Raw genomic sequence first — 21,918 nt, 5'->3', positions numbered from 1 at the left:
CATGCACGTTCCCACGCAAACGGTTTGGAGATGGTTGTCTGAAGTTCCGGACCCTGAAATCCCTGTCCTGTCGCTAACCGATCTTGGCGTAATTCGAGACGTACGATGGGATGAGGGCATGTTGGTCGTTACCGTAACGCCGACATATACGGGTTGTCCCGCAACAGCCGTTATCAATCTCGATATCGAAACCAAACTGCGGTCCAACGGAATTGAGAACCTGCGCCTGGAACAGCGTATCAGTCCGGCCTGGACGACGGCTTGGCTCAGTCCGGAAGGTCGTGAAAAACTCCGAAAATATGGCATTGCGCCACCAGTTGAAGGCACCGCGAATACCGGACGGATCTCAAGATTGTCCGGCAAGGAAGCTTTGATTGTTGCGTGTCCACGCTGCGGTTCTGACAAAACGGAAAAGATCAGCCAATTCGGTTCTACACCTTGCAAAGCTGCCTATCGGTGCCGGTCCTGCCTGGAGCCATTCGACTATTTCAAATGCCACTAGAACGATGGGCGGTCGTTGCACGTCAGCTCAGCCTGCTGTCATCACAACTCCAGGGAGGAACTAGATGTCGAGGTTTCACGCCCTCACGGTAACCGAAGTCGCACCCGAGACACGGGACGCGGTCGTGGTAACCCTGAGACCCCAAACAGGGGATGAGGAGGTTTTTCACTTTTCTCAAGGTCAATATCTGACGTTCCGACGAGACTTTGACGGTCACGAAGTGCGGCGTTGTTATTCAATATGCACCGGTACGGAAGATGGTGATCTGAAGGTCGGCATAAAGCGCGTCGACGGCGGCGCTTTTTCGTGTTGGGCAAATGAAGATCTGAAACCCGGCGATACCATAGAGGCGATGCCCCCTCGTGGCAGTTTCCATTCCGAGATTGATCCTGATGAAGCGAAATTCTATTTCGGCTTTGCCGGCGGTTCGGGAATAACGCCGATACTGTCGATTATCAAAACGGTGCTGGCCCGTGAGCCGGAAGCCCAATTCACGCTCGTCTACGCCAATCGTCAGGTTTCCTCGATCATGTTCCGAGAAGACCTTGAAGACTTGAAAAACCTCTATCTCGGCAGACTTCAAATCATTCACATTCTCAAGAATGACGGTCAGGATACGGAGTTGTTCTCAGGGCGCATTGACAAGGAAAAGCTCGAAGACTTGTTTCAGAACGTGGTTGATCCGCAAGATATCGACCAGGCGTTCCTGTGCGGACCTCACGGAATGATGGAAACCGTAAGTGAGGCCCTGAAAAACCACGGGGTCGAAAACGGCCGGATCAAGCAGGAACTCTTCAAATCCGATCAACCCGGGCGTTTGCCTGCCAAACAAAGACCGGCACTTACCGGAAACGAGGCAAAAGAGGCGGATCTCAAGCTGACGCTCGACGGTACGACCCGTGTACTTCACATGGAGCCTGGAGAAACCATTTTGGAGACCGCTCACAGAAACAGTATCGACGCTCCTTATTCGTGTTGCGCAGGCGTCTGCTCCACGTGCCGTGGCAAGCTTCTGGAAGGCGAAGTGGAAATGGCCGCAAACCACGCTCTTGAAGACGACGAAATCCGGGACGGATACATTTTGACCTGCCAATCCAGGCCCTTGTCAAAACGATTGGTGCTCACTTACGACGCCTGATCCGTGGAAAACATGGGAGCAATGGCCGGGTAGCGGCCAATCTTTCAAAGAACTGGAAGTGATTTCATGACGGTGGTTTCTCACAATGTCCGCGACCTCGAGAGTTTTCTCAGCGGTTCTTGGCGAAGTGGAAAAGGCGAGGGCAAGTTGCTTGTTGATGCAGCGACCAGTCGGCCTGTTGCTCGCATCAACGCAGACGGCCTCGATTTGTCTGAAGCGCTCAACTATGGGCGCAGCAAGGGCGGTACCGCTCTTGGCAAAATGACCTTTCATGAGCGGGCCCTGATGCTCAAAAGTCTGGCGCAGATACTCATGGAGAAGAAAGAAATCTTCTACCAGGAGAGTTTTGCAACTGGCGCAACGCGCAAGGACAGCTGGATTGATATTGAAGGCGGCATCGGAACGTTGTTTGCCTATTCCTCAAAGGCGCGCCGGGAAATGCCGAACACGCGCGTTTTTACGGAGGGAGCAATTGAGCCGCTCTCGCGTGACAGCACATTTTCAGGTCAGCATATCCTTTCGCCGCTGAAGGGAATTGCAGTCCATATCAATGCCTATAACTTTCCTTGCTGGGGTATGTTGGAGAAGATTGCACCTTCACTGATTGCCGGTGTGCCTTGTCTCGTAAAACCGGCCAGCCAAACCGCCTACCTCACGGAACTCATGGTCAGGCACATTCTGGCAGCCGACATTCTTCCAGAAGGAGCTCTTCAGCTGCTCTGTGGCTCTGCGGGCGACCTTGTGGACCATGTGACGGGACAAGATGTTGTGACGTTCACCGGGTCTGCGGCGACTGGTCAGATGTTGCGTCAAAATCCGTCAATGGTTCGTAATTCGACGCGGTTTTCAATGGAAGCCGACAGCCTTAATGCAGCGGTGCTTGGATCGGATGCAAAGGCGGGAGAACCCGAGTTCGATCTTTTCGTCAAGGAAGTGGCTCGGGAGGTGACCGTCAAAGCGGGGCAAAAATGCACCGCGATACGTCGGGTCATTGTCCCTCGTGACGCTGCTGAAGCTGTAAGTGACGCCTTGAAGGCTCGCTTTGAAAAACTGAGAATTGGGGACCCAAGAGATGAAACCGTCACCATGGGGCCCCTCGCATCTGCCGGTCAAAGAGACGAGGTCCAATCGCGCGTCGAAGAATTGAGGATGGAGGCGGAAACTGTCTTCGGCGGTTCGTGCAGTATTCCGGAAAAGGGAGCTTTCGAAGCTCCAGTCCTACTTTATTGCGACAGACCCTTGGCTTCAGAAGCCATCCACGCCGTTGAGGCCTTTGGACCTGTGGCAACGCTCATGCCATATGACACGATTGAAGACGCTGTCGCGCTCACCCACAAAGGCAAGGGGTCTCTTGTCGCTTCGTTGTTTACAAATGACCCAGCGATTGCCGAAGAAATGGTGCTCGGAATGGCACCGTTTCACGGTCGGGTCCTGATTGGAAATCGGCAGAGTGCAAAAACCTCAACCGGTCACGGCTCTCCGTTGCCAATGCTCGTGCATGGCGGTCCGGGCCGGGCAGGCGGCGGGGAAGAACTTGGTGGCTTGAGATCCGTCAAACATTTTATGCAAAGAACTGCCATTCAAGGTGCTCCAAATCTTCTTGGCGCCGTGACTGGACGATGGGTTGCCGGGTCAAACGGCAGAGCCGAAAGCCGCCATCCTTTCAGGAAGTCTCTTGCCGAACTCAAAATCGGCGATCAACTCGTCACCAGGGAGCGGACGGTATCTCTTGAAGATATCGAACACTTTGCGGAATTCACCGGAGATACCTTCTATGCCCACATGAACGAGGCAGCGGCTAAACGCAATCCATTTTTTGAAGGCCGCGTTGCGCATGGTTACCTGATTGTCTCATTTGCAGCCGGGTTGTTTGTTGAGCCGGAAGAAGGGCCCGTTCTCGCGAACTATGGCGTCGACAACCTGCGTTTCCTGACGCCTGTCAATGCCGGGGATGCCTTGAAGGTCCAATTGACGGCCAAGGAAATATCACCGCGTATATCAGCCGACTATGGCGAAGTTCGCTGGGATTGCCTCGTCTCCAATCAGAACGACGAACCTGTTGCGCAATACGATGTCCTCACCCTGGTCGCCAAGGAGTGGCCGCCTTCGTCGTAGCGAATAAACGCAAGGTTTGGATCGCTCGTCATTCTGGCGGGCGATCGTTTGTTTTTAGTCCTTCGGCCTATTGTCGACGACCCGTTTTGCTTTGCCGGCGGACCGTTCAATCTTGCCTGGTTCCGCTACATCGATTTGGGCGGACACACCAATGACGCTCTTGATATGGTGGCCCAGCTCTTTGGCGGCAGCGCTTCTTTGCTCAGATGATGCAGCGCCGGGCAGGGCTTCAACATGCACCGTCATGACATCGAGCCTGTTGTGCTTCGTCAGTTCAATCTGAAAGTGCGGCGACAGACCCTCGCATTTCAGCAACTGTTCTTCGATCTGTGTTGGAAAGACGTTGACACCTCTGAGGATGATCATGTCATCGGAACGGCCCGTGACCTTTTCCATCCTTCGCATCGAGCGTGCGGTCCCTGGAAGTAGACGGGTTAGATCCCGCGTCCGATAACGCACCATCGGCAAACCCTCCTTGGTCAGAGTGGTAAATACCAACTCACCGATTTCACCGTCAGGCAGCACGTCCCCGGTTACGGGATCGATGATCTCTGGGTAGAAGTGGTCCTCCCAGATGTGCAGCCCGTCCTTTGTCTCTACACATTCATTGGCAACGCCAGGCCCGAGGATCTCCGACAAACCGTAGATATCGACCGCATGCATGTCGAAGGCGTCTTGGATTTCCAGTCGCATGGCGTTGGTCCAGGGTTCGGCTCCAAAAATACCAACAGCAAGGGAGCTTTCTCTCGGGTCAATGCCTTCGCGGCGAAATTCATCCAGGATCGACAGAAGGTACGAGGGCGTGACCATGATAATCCGAGGCTTGAAATCCTGGATCAAGGTCACCTGGCGTTCGGTCATGCCCCCTGAAACAGGCACCACCGTGCAACCCATTTTCTCCGCGCCGTAATGCGCGCCGAGCCCACCTGTGAAAAGACCGTATCCGTAGGCAATATGGATGATGTCACCAGGACGCCCCCCGGAAGCTTTGATTGAACGCGCGACAAGCTGCGCCCACATCTCAATGTCATTGGCAGTATATCCGACGACTGTTGGTTTGCCGGTCGTGCCTGAGGAGGCATGAATGCGCGAAATCTTTTCTCGGGGCACTGCAAAGAGACCAAACGGATAATTGTCTCTAAGGTCAGATTTGGTGGTGAAGGGAAACTTCGATAAATCCGCAAGCTGTTTGAGATCAGATGGATGGACACCTTTTGCATCGAACCGTTGTTTGAACAGCGGCACGTTCTCATACGCATGAGCGAGCGACCATTGCAGCCGTTTTAATTGCAGCGCGGATATCTCGTCTCTTGATGCCGTTTCGATAGGCTCAAGATCGCCAGGGCGTGGGGCCAGGTTTTCCATGTTTCTCTCCCTTGGAACGCTGAACAATCTGCGCTCACATTAGTCTGGCAAAATGGTGCCTTTGGTCGTTCGTGAGTTGCCTCGAAATTCCGCAATAACATCATCGTGCTGGTTTCGAACCGTCACGTCGTAAAGCCCTGATCGACCGGAACGGGATTTTTCGACCGCGCTTGCGGTCAAACGGTCGCCGAGGCGCGCTGGCGCCAGAAATGTAACGTCACAGTGCTGAGCAACCGTCACTTGATTGTATGTATTGCAGGCAAAGGCAAATGCGCTGTCGGCAAGCGTGAAGATGTAGCCGCCGTGGCAAATGCCGTGCCCATTGGTCATGGTTTCAGAGACTGACATCGACAGCTCGGACTTTCCCGGACCTACACTATCGAGGTCCATACCGAGACTTTGAGAAGCCGTATCTTGCGACCACATGCGATCGGCGCATGCTCGTGCGAGTTCTTCGGGGGACATACGCATCTCCGGCTGCTAGCTCATGATCCTGAAAAACGGGCAGGGCGCTTTTCAAGAAAAGCAGAAACGCCTTCTCGATAATCTGCAGTCCTGCCGGCTTGTCTTTGCGCATCCCGCTCGGCATCCAGCTGCTGGTCAAGAGACTGATCCGCAGCGTCCTGGATGAGTTGCTTCGTCAGCGCCAATCCGGTGGTCGCGCCTGCCGCGAAATGCGCGGCAAGTTTTTCAGCTTCCGGGTGTAGTTCTGCATCCGGATAAGTTTTCCAAATGAGACCCCATTCCGCAGCTGTGTCTGCATTGAGCGGTTCACCGGTCATTGCAAGGGCCTTAGCTCTTGCCTCGCCGATCAATTTCGGCAGCAACCAGGTGCCACCTGAATCGGGCACGAGACCTATTTTCGAAAATGCCTGAATGAAACGCGCCGACCGTGCCGCAAGCACGATATCGCAGGCCAGCGCAATGTTGGCACCGGCACCTGCCGCGACCCCGTTTACCGCACACACGATCGGCTTCGGCATTGACCGGATTTCGCGGATGAGTGGGTTATACAGGTTTTCGAGGGTCAGACCGAGATCAGGAGCTGCGCTTCCATCACGCATGTCTCGGTCGGAAAGATCCTGACCAGCGCAGAAGCCTCGACCGGCTCCCGTCAAAAGGATGCACCTTATCCCGTCGTTTTGACGTGCTGACTTCATATGCTGAAGCAGCGATTTGTGCATTCCTTCATTGAAGGCGTTCAAACGGTCGGGCCGATTGAGGGTGAGCAAAAGTGCGCCGTCCCGCTCTTCCGCGATCACCGTTTCTGTTTCCGACATGCGCCCTCCCAAAGCGTCACATGTTTTTGCAAAATGAACAGATACTTGTGACATTAATGCACGGAGTAACGTTTCGGTCAAAGCCTGAATCGGTGTTTTTTACCTCCCTCCGACGAACCAAGGCACCAAATCAACGTGCGATTTGCCGAGACTTCCCGAACGAAAGGAACTCAATCTAAGAATTTGATTCAGTGGATGTTTACTTTAGTCGCCAATAGTTGGATCCAAAGTACGGGGCAGCGTCAGGACCTCATGTTTAATCGTAAAACCACCGCTGAAGAAATTGCTCTCGACATCCCGTTGGAGCTCGAGGAAGGGCCGCCGCCTGTTGCCTACAAACGCGTTCTTCAGATCCTTTCTATCAGTGCTGCAGCATTTTTAGGCTGGGCTGCGATAGGTCAGGTGCGTGAAGTCGCCAAGGCGAGTGGTGAAATTGCGCCTGCCGGCAAAGTCCAGACCGTCGGGCATCTCGAAGGTGGTATCGTTGCCGAAGTTTTGGTTCAGGAGGGACAGCTGGTTGACCAGGGAACACCTTTGGTGCGCCTCACGGAAACCGCTACTTCCAGCGATCTTGAACGGGTGCAGACAAGACTACGATTCTTGGCAACTGAAGAACAACGCCTTGCTACCAACACGTCGCGAGAGCAATCCTCAGGACTGCGTTTGGGGGGTGGGGTATCTTTTTCCGAGGCCCAGCAAGCGGCTTTGATCGCACAACAAAGAGCATTCGAGCAGGAGCAACAGGCTCTGATGGCCCGCGTCAGCGAGAAGGAAGCTGAACTTTCAAGCGTGGTGGAGCGGATCGGGTTGCAAGAGACCCAAATTGAGATCGAACAGGAGAAGTTCGAGATCCAGCAATCACTCTTCGATCAGGGCTACACGTCCAAGCGACGTTTTCTTGATGCCAAGTCGTCACTTCAAAATGCGCAGAGTTCGCTCAGTGAATTGAACGGTATGAAAGGCCGCGTCGAAGCGCAATTGAGAGAAGCAAAGGCGGGGTTGCAAAGGTCAGTCGCTGTCGCCGAAGAAGAACTGGCAGAGGAAAGAAGCCGCGTTGTCCAGGAGCGCAATGAGCTGTCCTTCGAGGCAGAAAAACAGAAAGATCGGTTCGATCGTTTGTTCGTTCGTGCTCCTGCTTCCGGTCACATCAAAGCGCTCTATCTGAAGGGACCGGGCAGTGTTTTGGCGCCGGGCGATGTTGTTGCAGAAATCGTTCCGAGCGACAGCGAGCTTGTAGCCGATGTGCGGATATCGCCGCGTGATATCGGCCATGTTGAGGTTGGCGACGAGGCGGAGATTGCAGTCACGACCTTTGATCCAAACATTCAAGGGACATTGAAAGGAGAAGTGTCTGTCATCTCTGCTTCCAGCTTCCGGGATGAATATGGAAACTACTATTTCAAGGCAACGATACCTCTGACGTCCAACCAGATTGGAGCGGGCTCGCGTGCGGAAACGATTTCTCCGGGAATGGTGGTCGACGCAAAAATCGTCACAGGGTCCAAATCCGTACTTCAATACATGCTGAAGCCCGTCACACGCGCAATCGGTGACCCACTCAGTGAACGGTAAAATACTCTAACTTGGAAAGCGTCTTTGCTCGATTATGTCGGCAGCGAGAGCATTCATCTTGATTGCAGGTAGTTTTATGCCATCAAGGATTTCGAAGTATTCATTGGACACTTCGTGGAAACCTAAATATTTATAGAATTGTTTGGCCGAATGACTACTGTTCAGTACTGTTAGTTCGACCATATTTTTCGGGTCATGCTCTTTGATTGCTCCAAGGAGTAGTTTCGCGCCAATCCCCCTTCTTTGAAAGTCAGGCAACACATAGAAACCCCAAAGGTAAGTGGTTGCATGCCGGGCTGCTGATATTACGCTTCCACACAACAAGTTCTGTTGTTTGGCAAATAGAACTCTTTCGTCTTTGCTCGGAACCAAGCCCGCTAAGTCGTGTTCCATCAAGAGACTCAACAGCTGGGAAGTTACCGTTGCGCCGAGCTCTTTTTCGTAGGTTTCAAGCCAGCAGGTCTTGATCAACGCTCGCAAGTCTTTCCGGTCCTTGGGACACATCTGACTGACTATCAAAGAAATATCGGTTGTCATTGTTTGAATTGTTCTTCGCCAGGAATTTCTGGAGCAATGGCCGATGCGATAACAGGAATTCTTGGTGACGGCGGACCACCAAAAAAGATCACCTGAAATGAATTGACGAGTTGGCACCAGATTAATTCTAAGGTCTTTCTCATGGCCAGATACTGCGCTCGTTTCACAGCATAACTGCATTCCGGAACAGGGCACATGTGTGGCCACCTGGGACAATCTTAAATACGAAGAAGCCCCGCCATTTCTGGAGGGGCTTCTGTTAGTTTCCGCTGTCCGGTGACATCAGCTACCACCGGATCTCTTCAACGTCGTTAAAGGTAACGCGGCTTCCGTCAGAGAAATCGATATAGCCGTCCGCATCCTGGGAAAGATCAATTTTCCCGGCATCTGTATCCGTGCTTTCTATAGAACCGCTGGTAACCGTGACCGTCCAGTCGGTGCCGTAGTCGCCCGCCGATACCACTCCTGGTCCTCCGCCCAGGTCGATTACATCGGTCCAGGCTGCACCTTGGCCTGCAGAGATAGTGTCGCTTCCATCGCCAAGACCATGCATGAAAAGGTCGGAGCCGTCTTGACCAAGGATGTTGTCATCACCAGTGCCTCCGATGATGACATCGTCTCCTGCACCGGCGTAAATATTGTCCGCGCCGCCGTCACCAAAGATCAAATCACGCCCGCCGCCGGCAGACAGGATGTCGTTCCCGTCTACGGAGCCACCTTCGAGGCGATCATTATAATCACCTGTATAGATTTGATCATCGCCACCGATGCCGTCAATGGACACCGACTGCGTTGTCTCACTGAAATAGCCGTTTGCCAGCCCCCCAGTTGCCTCATAGTCGTAATCTCCAGCGACAGAGATGCTGAAAGTTTCGCTGGATTGCGAGCCATCTGTCGACGTCGCCGTCACAGTAAGGTCGATTGAGCTTTCGGTTTGGCTGTCAAAAAATGCATGGTTCGCAACGGTAATTATACCATCATCACTGACCTCGAAGCGATCGTCATTGAGCGAATAGCTTACGCTGTCGCCGTCAGGATCGGTTGCGGCGGCTGTGACACCAACAAGAGTGCCGCCACCATCTGTTTCGTGGATGGTGTTCGAAGAACTGTCACTGTCCGTCACGGCACCGACATTTGAATTGGTCAAATCACCTGCCAGAACGTCACCATCGGCAAAACGGAAGTTTTCGACGTTCGAGACCGTGTCTGTGCCATCGGGACCACCTGTGCGAAGGTCCGTGATTGTGTAACTGCCGTCCACATTTTCTGAAATGTCATAGTCGGCGAAGTTTCCGGAATAGATGGCAGTGTCGGTGCCTTCACCACCGTCGAGTTCGTCATCTCCCGTTCCACCGGTTACAGTATCGCTTCCGGCATCCAGTGAGATTTTATCATCGCTTGACGAGCCGACGATGGTGTCATCGTTTGTCGTTCCGATGATCTCGTCAACGCCCGTCAAGGTAACATTCGAGAAGTCAAAATTCGCCTGAGCGTCTCTCGTACCCAGTTGATCGCCGGTTGCACCCGAACCATCGATCGCCTCTATGCCCGATGCCGCTGAGAAGTTGCCCTGAACACGGTACGTGCCGCTTCCTGAATTCAGGACAATCGTGTCGGTGCCGGACGTTCCGGTGTCAACGATCGTGTTGGTGCGTCCACCGTCGCTGTCATCCAGATAAATGGTGTCGGAACCATCACCGCCGTCCACCGTGTCAGCGCCGGATCCGGTATAAATCGCGTCGGCGCCATCGCCACCTGTCAGGGTATCCGCACCGGCACCGCCGAAAATTGTTCCGCCATCATCATGGGCAGTAATCGTGTCATTGCCGGCACCGCCCGTGATGCTCGTTTCAGCAACACCCGTATCTGTGAATGTGACACCGACATCTGACAGCTGCTGGTTTTCCGCGACGTCCGTAACATCCAGCATAAAACTCTGATCGGACGTCGACCCATCGGTCGAAGTTGCCGTCACCGTTATTGTGATTTGCGGTTCGCTTTCGTAGTCAAAGCTTGCGCCAGACGCCACCTTGACTGTTCCATCGGAATCGACGGTGAAACGACTATCGTCAACAGCGTAGGACACGGTGTCTGATGTGTTTCCGTCTTCGGCGAAAGCAGTCACGCCAACTGTTGTGCCCATACCAGCATTTTCAGAAAAGGTATTGGAAGTCGTATCGGCATCCCTGACGGTCCCGATATCCTCCGCAACAAGGTCGCCGGCAAGAACATCTCCGTCTGCAAACCTGAAGGTTTCAACGTTGTGAACTGTGTCTGTCCCGTCCGGTGTGCCTGACCGATTGTCAGAAACCGTATAGGACCCGTCATCGTTCTTGCTGATGGTATAATCAGCAAAGGAACCCGAGAAAACGGCCGTGTCGTTGTCGCTTCCACCGTCCAGATAGTCGTTGCCTGAACCGCCTTCCAGAACATCGTCGCCGGCTCCACCATAAAGGTTGTCATTGCCGGCATCGCCTGTCAGCGTATCGTTGTCATTTTCGCCGGATAGAATATCCGCTCCTTCACCGCCTATCAGGGTGTCATCGCCGCCGCCGCCATAAATTGTGTCGTTGCCACCTTGGCCGTCGAGATAGTTGGCGTCTGTGTTGGGCTGCGTTCCCACTTCATCATCAATGAAGTCATTGCCATCGCCACCGTAGACGGTGTCGGCACCTTCGCCGAACATGATGTGATCGGCGCTGTCGCCACCATAAATCGTGTCGTCACCGCCACCACTGTAAATGGTTGCTCCGTCGTCGTGAACGGTAATTGTTTCGGCCGCATCTGTGCCGGTAATCGATGTTTCAGCGACACCGTCATCGGTGAACGTCGTTTGACCATCCTGAAGTTGATAGGCTTCTGCGACATCCGCAACTGAAACCTCAAAGGTTTCCTGAGAAGTGGTGCCATCGTCCGACGTCGCGGTAACCGTCAGATAAACCGTCGGCTCATTCTCGTAGTCAAAACTGGCGTTTGCAGCAACTGTGACGAGCCCGTCAGCATCAACGGTAAAACGGTTGTCTGACACCGTGTAGATGACATCATCGGTAATGTCTGAATCACTTGCTTGTGCCGACACACCGACTTGGGTTCCTGCCACAACATCTTCAGAAACTGCATCGGCAGAAGCATCGGCATCCGTGACCGCGGAAATGTCAAATTCATCGATGTCTGACACTGAGACTGTGAAGGTTTCCTGGGAGGACGACCCATCGGTTGAGGTGGCCGTTACGGTGATATCGACGGAACCTTCGGTCTCTGCATCGAAATCAGCTCCGGTGGCAACCGTGACAACACCATTTCCGTCAACGGAGAACCGACTGTCATCCACCGAATAGGAGACCGTGTCGGTGGCATCGGCATCCGAGGCCAGTGCCGTGATGCCGACTTGTGTACCCGCACTTGCGTTTTCAGCGATAGTGTTGGCAGTCCCGTCACTATCGGAAACGGACGCTACATCCGTCTCGTCTACATCGGATACGGCGATCGTGACTTCTTCGGTGTGTGAGGCACCGTTTTCATCAGTAGATGTTACGTTGACCGTGACAGAGGCTTCACTCTCGCGGTCTAAGCTCACACCGTCTTTAAGCTTGAGTTGGCCTGCGACGACTTCAAATCGACTGTCATCAACGCTGTAGGTGTGGCTGTCACCGGTATCGGCATCAATAGTGGTGAGCGAGGCGATTACGCCACCTGCGTCATTTTCGGTTAAAGTAGGTGTTGTCGCGTCAGCAGCAGCTCCATCAAGCAAGACCGCAGTTGGTGCGTTGTTGTACCCTTCGACGCTGATTTTCAACGTTGCGGTATCCGTCAATCCACCACTATCCGTAACCGTGTAAGTGAATAATTCTTCTGCGGTTTCACCCTCTGCCAAACCCTTGGTTTCGGTTTTCGTCTCGTCGAGGCTGTAGGTGTAGCTCCCGTCCGAATTGATCGTGATAGTTCCGTAGGTTCCCTGAATTTCAGTGCCTGGAACATGATCGGCACCTTCGAAGCGAATATTGCTGACCGACATGCTGTCTTCAGGGTCCAGATCGTTCGACAGCACATTGCCTTCAACCTGGCTTGAGACATCTTCAGATGAGGAACTGGTCGCGGCTGCGCCCCAACCTGAATCGTTCATCGAGTAATTGTCAGGTGTAGAGATTGCCCCGGTTTCCGGATCAATCTGATAAACCATCTTGTCATCGGTTAGGGCATAGAGATTGCCTGCCGCATCCCCAACAAGACCAAATGCACTCGTTGAGGGAAGCGTCGTCACAACACCGACTGTATCGCCGGTCGCCGGATCAACTTCGACGACGTCACCGGTAGAGGTCGCAAGATAGAGAGAGCCGCCGGCAAAGGCCAAATCTCCAGCGGAGCTGTAATCCATATCGCCAACCAGCGTCGCAACACCTGTGTCAGCGTCAATCGTGAAGAGTTCACCTGACCCACCAGCTGCGTAGAGTGTCCCGTCAGGTCCAAACTCAAGTGCATTTACGGAACTTGGAAAGGAACTCGTTGAAATCTGCGTTGCGGCACCAGTTTGCGGATCAACGCTGTAGAGATGACTGAAGCTGACACCATAAAGATTGCCATCCGGGTCCAGGGCAATGTCAGTAAGAGGCCCCACACCGGTTGAACCAATAACAGCATCACTGCCATCAGCTCCTATCAGGTGAAGTTCGCCGTCATCGTCACTGTAGTAGAAAGTCGTTGCCGTCCCGCCAACCGATGCACCGTCGTCATTTGCAACGACTTGCTCATTAACGTCGGTAACAGAAACGGCGAAGGTCTCTTGAGACGTTGAACCGTCCGTGGACGTCGCAGTCACTGTGACGTCGATGGAACCCTCGGTCTCCGCATCGAATGACGCGCCGGACGCGACAGTCACAACTCCGTTGCCGTCGACGGAGAACCGGCTATCATCAACGGCGTAAGAGACTGTGTCGGTGGCGTCGGCGTCTGTCGCCAGGGCAGTGATACCGACCTGGGTGCCTTCACCGGCATCTTCAGCAATGGTGTTGGCAGAAGCATCTGTGTCCGAAACGGCGGACACATCAGCTTCATCGACATCCGACACAGAGACCGTGAACGTCTCTTGAGACGTTGACCCATCCGTCGAGGTCGCCGTTACTGTGATATCGATGGAACCCTCGGTCTCTGCGTCAAAGGAAGCGCCGGACGCGACAGTCACAACGCCGTTGCCGTCAATGGAGAACCGGCTGTCTTCAACAGCGTAAGAGACTGTGTCGGTGGCGTCGATGTCTGTCGCCAGGGCGGTGATACCGACCTGCGTTCCTTCACCGGCATCTTCGGCAATGGTGTTGGCAGAAGCATTTGTGTCCGAAACTGCCGACACATCAGCTTCATCGACATCGGACACAGAGATCGTGAACGTCTCTTGAGACGTTGACCCATCCGTTGAGGTTGCCGTCACTGTGACGTCGATGGAACCCTCGGTCTCCGCGTCAAAGGACGCACCGGACACGACAGTCACAACGCCGTTGCCGTCAACAGCGAAACGCGCATCATCGACCGAGTAGGAGACTGTATCAGTGGCGTCGGCATCTGTTGCCTGGGCAGTGATACCTACCTGCGTTCCTTCACCGGCGTTCTCTGCAATCGTGTTGGCGGAGGTGTCAGTGTCCGAAACGGCGGACACATCTGCTTCATCAACATCGGACACAGAGATCGTGAATGTCTCTTGAGACGTCGAACCATCCGTGGACGTCGCCGTCACTGTGACGTCGACAGAGCCCTCAGTCTCCGCATCGAAAGACGCACCGGAAGCAACGGTCACAACGCCGTTGCCATCAACAGAGAACCGGCTGTCATCGACGGAATAACTCACGGAATCAGACACATCCGTATCAGTGGCGAGGGCGGTGATACCGACCTGGGTGCCTTCACCAGCGTTTTCTGCAATCGTGTTGGCAGAAGCATTTGTGTCCGAAACTGCCGACACATCAGCTTCATCGACATCGGACACAGAGATCGTGAAGGTTTCTTGAGACGTTGACCCATCCGTCGATGTCGCAGTCACTGTGACGTCGACAGAGCCCTCGGTTTCCGCGTCAAAGGACGCGCCGGACGCGACAGTGACAACGCCGTTGCCGTCAACAGCGAAGCGTGCATCATCGACGGAGTAAGAAACCGTGTCAGTGGCGTCGGCATCCGTTGCCAGGGCAGTAATGCCAACTTGTGCACCTTCACCGGCGTTCTCGGCAATCGTGTTGGCAGAAGCATCTGTGTCCGAGACGGCGGACACACCTGCCTCATCGACATCGGACACAGAGATCGTGAAGGTTTCTTGAGACGTCGAACCGTCCGAGGACGTCGCCGTTACGGTGACGTCGACAGAGCCCTCGGTCTCTGCGTCAAAGGACGCGCCGGGCGCAACGGTCACAACGCCGTTGCCATCAACAGAGAACCTGTTGTCATCGACGGAATAACTCACGGAATCAGACACATCCGCATCAGTGGCGAGGGCGGTGATACCAACTTGCGTGCCTTCACCGGCGTTCTCGGCAATAGTGTTGGCGTTGGTATCAGTGTCTGCGACCGCGGACACATCAGCTTCATCGATATCCGACACAGAGATCGTGAAGGTCTCTTGAGACGTTGACCCATCCGTCGATGTCGCAGTCACTGTGACGTCGACAGAGCCCTCGGTTTCCGCGTCAAAGGACGCGCCTGACGCGACAGTGACAACGCCGTTGCCGTCAACAGCGAAGCGTGCATCATCGACGGAGTAAGAAACCGTGTCAGTGGCGTCGGCATCCGTTGCCAGGGCAGTAATGCCAACTTGTGCACCTTCACCGGCGTTCTCGGCAATCGTGTTGGCAGAAGCATCTGTGTCCGAGACGGCGGACACAGATGCTTCATCAACATCGGACACAGAGATCGTGAATGTCTTTTGAGACGTCGAACCATCCGTGGACGTCGCCGTCACTGTGACGTCGACAGAGCCCTCAGTCTCCGCATCGAAAGACGCACCGGAAGCAACGGTCACAACGCCGTTGCCATCAACAGAGAACCGGCTGTCATCGACGGAATAACTCACGGAATCAGACACATCCGCATCAGTGGCGAGGGCGGTGATACCAACTTGCGTGCCTTCACCGGCGTTCTCGGCAATAGTGTCGGCGGTGGTGTCAGTGTCTGCGACCGCGGACACATCAACTTCATCGACATCGGACACAGAGATCGTGAACGTCTCTTGAGACGTTGACCCATCCGTCGATGTCGCAGTCACTGTGACGTCGACAGAGCCCTCGGTTTCCGCATCAAAGGACGCGCCGGACGCGACAGTCACAACGCCGTTGCCGTCAACGGAGAACCGGTTGTCATCAACGGAATAACTCACGGAATCAGACACATCCGCATCAGTGGCGAGGGCGGTGATACCGACCTGCGTTCCTTCACCGGCATCTTCGGCAATCGTGTTGGCGGCGGTATCAGTGTCCGAGACGGCGGACACACCTGCCTCATCGACATCGGCTACAGAAATCGTGAAAGATTCTTGAGATGTCGAACCGTCCGTAGACGTTGCCGTCACTGTGACGTCGATGGAACCCTCGGTTTCCGCGTCAAAGGATGCGCCGGACGCGACAGTGACAACACCGCTGCCGTCAACGGAGAACCGGCTGTCGTCAACGGAATAACTCACGGAATCAGACACATCCGCATCGTTGGCGAGGGCGGTGATACCGACTTGCGCACCTTCACCGGCGTTCTCGGCGATCGTGTTGGCAGCGGTATCAGTATCCGAGACGGCGGACACATCTGCTTCATCGACATCCGACACAGAGATCGTGAAGGTCTCTCGAGACGTCGAACCGTCTGTAGACGTCGCCGTCACTGTGACATCGATGGAGCCTTCAGTCTCCGCGTCAAAGGACACGCCGGGCGCAACGGTCACAACACCATTGCCATCCACAAGGAAACGGTCGTCATCCAATGAATAGGAGACGGTGTCGGACCCATCAGCGTCGGTGGCGAGGGCGGTGATGCCGACCTTCGTTCCTTCGCCAGCGTCTTCGGCTATTGTGTTTGCAGATGTGTCGGCGTCCGAGACATCGGACACATCGGCCTCATTCACATCGGATACCGACAGGTTGAAAGTTTCCGTAGATGAAGAGCCATCTGTGGATGTCGCCGTGATTGCTATCGAGACGCTGCCTTCGTTTTCCGCATCGAAAACCGCATCTTCAGCGATCGTTACTATGCCGTTTTCGTCAATTTCAAACCTTGGATCATCAACCGAGTAGGAAACTTTGTCTGTGGAATCACCATCTGTTGCTGATGCCGTGATGCCAACTTTTGAACCTTCTTTGGCATCCTCGGCGAATGTGTTTGCCGACTGGTCCGTATCTGAAACTGAAGTGACGCCGTCCTCGTTCACGTCACGAATAGAAATTGTGAACACTTCAGATTGCGTTGCACCGTCCGGCGCGGTGGCGACAACAGTAATCTGGTGACTGGCCGCTGTTTCAGCGTCCAACTGGCCGGCAACCGCGACGATCCCGGTTTCTGGGTCTATCGAAAACAGACCATTGGCATCATCTAGCAAACTGTAGGTAACAACGGCATCTTGGCCGGCCGTCGCCGAAGCCTGAATTCCAGTTGACACTCCAATTGTTGAGTTTTCGTCCACGGTATTTTCAGACGCATCCACATCAACGACCGCAGACAAGGGTAGGGCTTGCGCAGTTTCACCCTGTTCAGTCGCTTCGGCCCTTACCTCATTTGACTGCACATCAACAGATGACCGACTTTCAGTTTGCTCATTCTCCTCGGTGCGCTCTGTTACCGGAATATCGAATTGAAGCGGTTCACGTGACAATATGGCCGCCGGGTCGGTTGCGCCGGAGCCAACGACATCAGCTTCACGACCGAGCCTTTCGTCGGCGATCTCGGCAGGGAGAGCTGCAGCTAATGAAGCGCCGCTTTCAGTGGGCCCGATGTCCAATTGGGCAATCTTCGGAAGCTCGGCGGCCGGATCTGCCGTTTCATCGCTTGTCGAGGTATGTGCACCTTGCTCGCTGCTAAGCGGCTCTGGCGTTCGACTTCCAAGATGCAGATTTGCGTTTACCTGCTCCACGGATTCGCCCATGTCCTGGTCGAGATGGTAGTCGTGTGCCTTGTCCAGATGTTGGTCGCGAGTGTCGAGCATGCCCGAATGCAGCATGCTGTCAGAATTTACTGTTGTTCTGCTTTCACCTGACCCAGCTTCTGAAGAGTCGCTGTTTTTCGGGTCCCGGTTTTCAGTGTCGCTTGCCATAACGGTCGCACATCCGCACAATTTCCGATTATGGCAATCAACCTGATGCGTCTTAAAAAACAGCAAAAATCGCCGTTGATTCCTGAAGTTAGCGCCAATCTGAATTGTTAAAAACAGCCGTAAGGTAAACGCTTTTTAAACCTGATCGGCACAGTTTGAGCAGGTAGCTACTCGACACGCGTCAAACCAATGCTGAAATCTGTGTTCTCATCATTCTTTTTGCCCAGGCTTAGGGTGAAGCATTCCCCAACCGGCAAATGGATTTCCTCGCCAGGATTGCCGAGGGAAGTTGTTGTTGCGTCGATTTTTGCGAATGTGTTTGGACTGGCCATGCCGCTGGCGATTCTGCAGGTATATGACCGCGTGTTGCCAAACGCCTCCACCGATACGCTTCTGGTGCTTATGCTCGGCGTTTCTGGCGTCCTGATCGTCGATGCCTTTTTCAAGATCGCGCGGGCAGCAGTCGTTGGCCGTCTGGGAGCAGGGTTCAACCATCAGGCACACACAGAGCTTTTCCGCCGGGTCCTGGATGCAGATCCTGCAGACTTCTCAAAGACGCCCGTATCGGTACAAGTTCATAAGCTAAGGTCACTTCAATCGATCGCAGACCACTATGGCGATCAGGGGCGACTGCTGGCTATTGATTTGCCCGCAGGTGGGATTTTCCTTGCCGTGCTCGTGTTTATTGGAGGACCGCTGGCACTCGTGCCCGTTGTATTGCTTGGATTGTTTTTGCTCTTTGCGTTGAAGCGAAATAAATATCTGCAGCAAGTTGTTGCCGACAGGGCAGAACAGGACGATCGCAAGTCAGACTTCATTCTGGAAGTCCTTTCCGGTGCCAAAACCGTGAAATCGCAGGCAATGGAAGCGTTGATCATGCGTCGGTTTGAACGGCTTCAGCGCACAACCGCCAATCTCAGCGCCAAGTATATGCGAATGTCTGGGCAGGCCAGGGACGCTTCAGCTCTCTTTGGCACCATGACGACGGTTTTGGTCGTCATTTTCGGAGCCTTGATGGTTATCCAAGGAACTTTCAGCATTGGTGGTGTCGCAGCCAGCACCCTGCTATCTGGCCAGTTCATTCAGCCATTCCTGAGGGCAATCAATCAACTCACCGACATGCAGCGTCTCAAACATGATTATTCGCAGGTCCATGAGTTGTTTTCGTTGCCCGAAGTCAAAATTCAACATGCAATCAAGGGTGAGACCGACGGATCGATCAATCTGGTCAATGTTGACGTCGATAAGGGAGATACTGGACGTCAAGTTTTCTCCAAATTGAATCTGACTGTCGAAACTGGCCAGTTTGTCGGTTTTCGCGGGGCGGACGGAAGCGGAAAATCGACCTTGATGAAGGTCCTGACAGGCGAGTTGAAGCCGAATTCAGGCCACGTACTCATTGGTGGTCTTGACTATGACGGTCCTTATGAACACGCGCTTCGACGCACCGTGGCATATGTTGACAATCAATCCGCGATCTTCAACGGATCCATACTTGAAAACATAACCATGTTCGGGGCTGTCGCAGATATCGCGCATGCGCGCATGGCGGCGAAGCTGATCGGTCTGGAAAAGGAAATCCATCTTCTGCCGAAGGGCTATGAAACGCAGCTGGGGTCAGACCTTGGCGGAAAAGTTCCAACATCGACGCTGCAACGCATCTGTATTGCACGCGCATTGGCGAGCGAACCAAAAATACTAATCCTGGACGAAGCCAATGCCCAATTGGATCAAATAGCCGAAAAAAGCCTTATCCAGGCCCTCGTGCGTCTGAAAGGGTATCTGACCGTTGTCATCATCAGCCACCGTCCGTCCATGCTGGCGGTTGCCGACCATCAGTTTGAATTGAGAGGCGGGCAAATTCATGCCCTGGAAGCTTCTTACGACACTGATCGTCAGCAAACGGGGGGACGGTCGGCATGAGCAGAAACCTTTTTGACCTCGACGACATCGAATACACGGATAACGCGGTTCATCGGCAATGGCAGGACTTGTCTGCAGAATTGTCTTCAACCACACAGTCGGAAAACCGACCGGCTGCATCTGAAAAAAGTGCGCATGCAGCTGAAAATTGCCTGGTCCCATTGCTTCGCGAAATGCACTGGCAAGGTAATGATCGATTGCTTTTCGAGGCATTGCCTCATTTTGACAAGATTGAAACCTTTCAGGACTTGCGAGTGGTTCTGAACCGGTTGAACGTCAAAACAATTCCTTACAAAGGCAGTGCCAAAGACCTTTCACAATCCCAGTTTCCCTGTCTGCTGGTTACTTCAAGCGATGTTCTGGTGATTGTCAGCCGGGCAGAAACAGGGGCGTTTCGCGCATATTCCGGCAAGAATGCCTCCGCCACCGAAATTACTCCAAGTGCAATTCAGAAAGACAAAGTCTATCTGACGAGCGAAGAAGATGACACGGCGGAGCAAACTCCCGGAAACAGAACGTGGTTTTCCGGGGTCTCGAAAAAGTTCCGAACGAGTATTGTTGCCATCTTGGCTCTCGGCTTTGTCCTGAACCTGCTCGCACTCGGGCCGCCCTTGTTCATCATGGCGATTTACGACAAGGCCATGGGCGCCAAGTCGGTCAATGTGCTTTTGACCATGGCCGTCGGTATTGCAATCATTTTGCTGAGTGAAGTCGCGCTCAGAAAAACAAAGACCTGGCTGCAATCCTATCTGGGCGGACGCATCGATGCGATCGTTGGCAACAAGACCTTCGAACGCATCCTACATCTGCCGTATTCGATGTTGTCGGAAGCGCCGATCGGGACGCAGGTTATGCGTCTCCGCTACTTCGACAGTGTGCGTGATATCTTTCAAAGCTCGCTCTTTAACGCGATGGTGGATATTCCATTCAGTCTGATATTCATCACCGCGATCTTCCTGATTGGCGGTCCGGTGGCACTGCCACCGCTGGCACTGTTTGCGGTCTATGCTCTCCTGGCCGTTTATGTTCTCCCAAAGGTCCAGCGTGAAGTTGCAGCAGTAGGCGAACAAAAGTCCAAGCTGAACAGTTTCATGATCGAAACTTTCCGCAATCAGAGAGCACTGCGCAACCTGTCCGTGGAAGACATCTGGCTCGACAGGTTTTCCACCATGTCTACGACGTTCAACAAGTTGAACGTTCATGCCCGAACTCTGACGCTGGTGCTTCAAACCGTTTCTCAAACCTTGATGACCATCTGCGGGGTGCTTGTGCTTGGGATTGGTGCCATTCAGGTCATGAACGGGGATATGAGCATGGGGGCTCTGATCGCCACAATGGCATTAGCGTGGCGTGTGCTGAACCCCATGAACCAGGCCTTCCTGAGCATCACGCAACTTGCCCAAAGTCGCACGGTCATTGAACAGATCAACAACTTGATGCAGGTGCCGCTCGAGCGTGAACCCGGACATCTCCCCAAGATCACCCGTGACATACGCGGTGACTTGAAAATCACCTCCCTTGTTCTGAGATATCCAGGCGCAACAGAAGCTGCGCTGAAGGGAATGGAGCTAACGATAAAACACGGCGAGATGATCGCCATCACAGGACCCAGCGGTTCCGGCAAAACAGCGCTCTTTCAATCCATTACTGGCTTGTTCCAGCCCCAGGTCGGCTCAATACTGTTTGATGGTCTGGATGTTCGCCAGCTCGACACAGCCGAGTGGCGTTCTGCCATTGGTTATGCTCCGGACGATCTTGACTTCTTTTATGGCACGGTAAAGCAGAATTTGCTCCTTTCCGATCCAGGTGCAAGCGATCAAAGGCTGTTCGAAATTACGGATGATTTGGGATTGTTGTCTTACCTGGAGGAGAATTTCGAAGGTCTGGAAACCAGGTTGAACAACGAAAGTCTGGCTCAGATCCCGGACAACATGAAACAGAGGATTGTCCTGGCAAGGGCCTTTGTTAAATCGGTGCCGCTTTATCTCTTCGACAATCCGGGAACGCATCTCGATTTCGAAGGCGACAAGAAGTTCATGGCAATGATTGCAGACCTCAAGGGCAAGGCAACGATCCTCCTCAACACTCAACGTCCAAGCCACATGAAAATGGCGGATCGAGTTGTGGTCATGAAATCGGGACAAATTGCCATGATGGGAACACCTGACAAAGTCGTGCCTGTGCTAATGGGGCAAACAGCCAAGGCCAGTTAAGCCGG

Annotated in this window: 12 protein-coding genes; 6 read left to right on the top strand and 6 right to left on the bottom strand. The window is 53.7% G+C overall.

From position 1 onward, the window contains the following. Position 1 precedes the first annotated feature (1 nt). From paaD to paaZ, 3 genes are all read left to right on the top strand, one after another. Entirely contained in the window at positions 2-502 is a 501-nt protein-coding gene (paaD, locus tag FIV00_RS16850; RefSeq protein WP_152501831.1) for a 1,2-phenylacetyl-CoA epoxidase subunit PaaD, read from the top strand. 64 nt (positions 503-566) lie between these two features. Continuing rightward, positions 567-1,640: a 1,2-phenylacetyl-CoA epoxidase subunit PaaE gene (gene paaE / locus FIV00_RS16845; protein WP_152501830.1), complete on the top strand. Its 1,074-nt coding sequence runs from the start codon at positions 567-569 to the stop codon at positions 1,638-1,640. 66 nt (positions 1,641-1,706) lie between these two features. Next, the gene (gene paaZ / locus FIV00_RS16840) at positions 1,707-3,755 is read left to right on the top strand and encodes a phenylacetic acid degradation bifunctional protein PaaZ (RefSeq protein ID WP_152501829.1); all 2,049 of its coding nucleotides are present in this window, start codon (positions 1,707-1,709) and stop codon (positions 3,753-3,755) included. A gap of 54 nt (positions 3,756-3,809) precedes the next feature. Here the strand turns inward: paaZ and paaK are convergent, their stop codons facing one another. Genes paaK through paaG form a run of 3 tightly spaced genes read right to left on the bottom strand, consistent with a single transcriptional unit; the run spans position 3,810 to position 6,400 of the window. Next, the gene (paaK, locus tag FIV00_RS16835) at positions 3,810-5,120 is read right to left on the bottom strand and encodes a phenylacetate--CoA ligase PaaK (protein ID WP_152501828.1); all 1,311 of its coding nucleotides are present in this window, start codon (positions 5,118-5,120) and stop codon (positions 3,810-3,812) included. Between the two features lie 39 nt (positions 5,121-5,159). Continuing rightward, positions 5,160-5,585 carry a hydroxyphenylacetyl-CoA thioesterase PaaI gene (gene paaI, locus FIV00_RS16830; protein ID WP_152501827.1) on the bottom strand — a complete coding sequence of 142 codons (426 nt, stop codon included), beginning with the start codon at positions 5,583-5,585 and terminating at the stop codon, positions 5,160-5,162. 20 nt (positions 5,586-5,605) lie between these two features. Further along, a complete protein-coding gene (gene paaG, locus FIV00_RS16825) occupies positions 5,606-6,400 on the bottom strand; it encodes a 2-(1,2-epoxy-1,2-dihydrophenyl)acetyl-CoA isomerase PaaG (RefSeq protein WP_152501826.1) in 795 nt (264 codons plus the stop codon). A gap of 252 nt (positions 6,401-6,652) precedes the next feature. Here paaG and FIV00_RS16820 point away from each other — a divergent pair, with 252 nt between their 5' ends. Next, positions 6,653-7,972 carry an HlyD family type I secretion periplasmic adaptor subunit gene (locus FIV00_RS16820; RefSeq protein ID WP_152501825.1) on the top strand — a complete coding sequence of 440 codons (1,320 nt, stop codon included), beginning with the start codon at positions 6,653-6,655 and terminating at the stop codon, positions 7,970-7,972. A 6-nt stretch (positions 7,973-7,978) separates the two neighbouring features. Here the strand turns inward: FIV00_RS16820 and FIV00_RS16815 are convergent, their stop codons facing one another. The 3 genes from FIV00_RS16815 to FIV00_RS16810 all read right to left on the bottom strand — a co-directional run bounded on the left by FIV00_RS16815 (position 7,979) and on the right by FIV00_RS16810 (position 17,777). Continuing rightward, on the bottom strand, positions 7,979-8,509 hold the full coding sequence (locus tag FIV00_RS16815) for a GNAT family N-acetyltransferase (protein ID WP_173006028.1): 531 nt from the start codon (positions 8,507-8,509) through the stop codon (positions 7,979-7,981). Beyond that, entirely contained in the window at positions 8,506-8,706 is a 201-nt protein-coding gene (locus tag FIV00_RS29845; RefSeq protein ID WP_173006027.1) for a hypothetical protein, read from the bottom strand. The genes FIV00_RS16815 and FIV00_RS29845 overlap by 4 nt, the downstream gene beginning before the upstream one ends. Positions 8,707-8,795: 89 nt before the next feature. Beyond that, positions 8,796-17,777, bottom strand: coding sequence for a cadherin domain-containing protein (locus tag FIV00_RS16810; RefSeq protein ID WP_152501823.1), 8,982 nt, complete (start codon positions 17,775-17,777; stop codon positions 8,796-8,798). A gap of 330 nt (positions 17,778-18,107) precedes the next feature. On the opposite strand from FIV00_RS16810, the gene FIV00_RS16805 reads away from it, so the two are divergent. Beyond that, positions 18,108-19,700, top strand: a complete 1,593-nt coding sequence (locus tag FIV00_RS16805) for a peptidase domain-containing ABC transporter (RefSeq protein ID WP_209006587.1) — start codon at positions 18,108-18,110, stop codon at positions 19,698-19,700. Next, a complete protein-coding gene (locus FIV00_RS16800) occupies positions 19,697-21,913 on the top strand; it encodes a peptidase domain-containing ABC transporter (RefSeq protein ID WP_152501821.1) in 2,217 nt (738 codons plus the stop codon). The genes FIV00_RS16805 and FIV00_RS16800 overlap by 4 nt, the downstream gene beginning before the upstream one ends. Positions 21,914-21,918 lie beyond the last annotated feature (5 nt).

It is taken from the genome of Labrenzia sp. THAF82, from assembly GCF_009363435.1.
Taxonomy (GTDB): Bacteria; Pseudomonadota; Alphaproteobacteria; order Rhizobiales; family Stappiaceae; genus Roseibium; species Roseibium porphyridii.
Note: the sequence above shows the minus strand (reverse complement) of the source record. Positions and strands in the feature narration are given on the sequence as shown.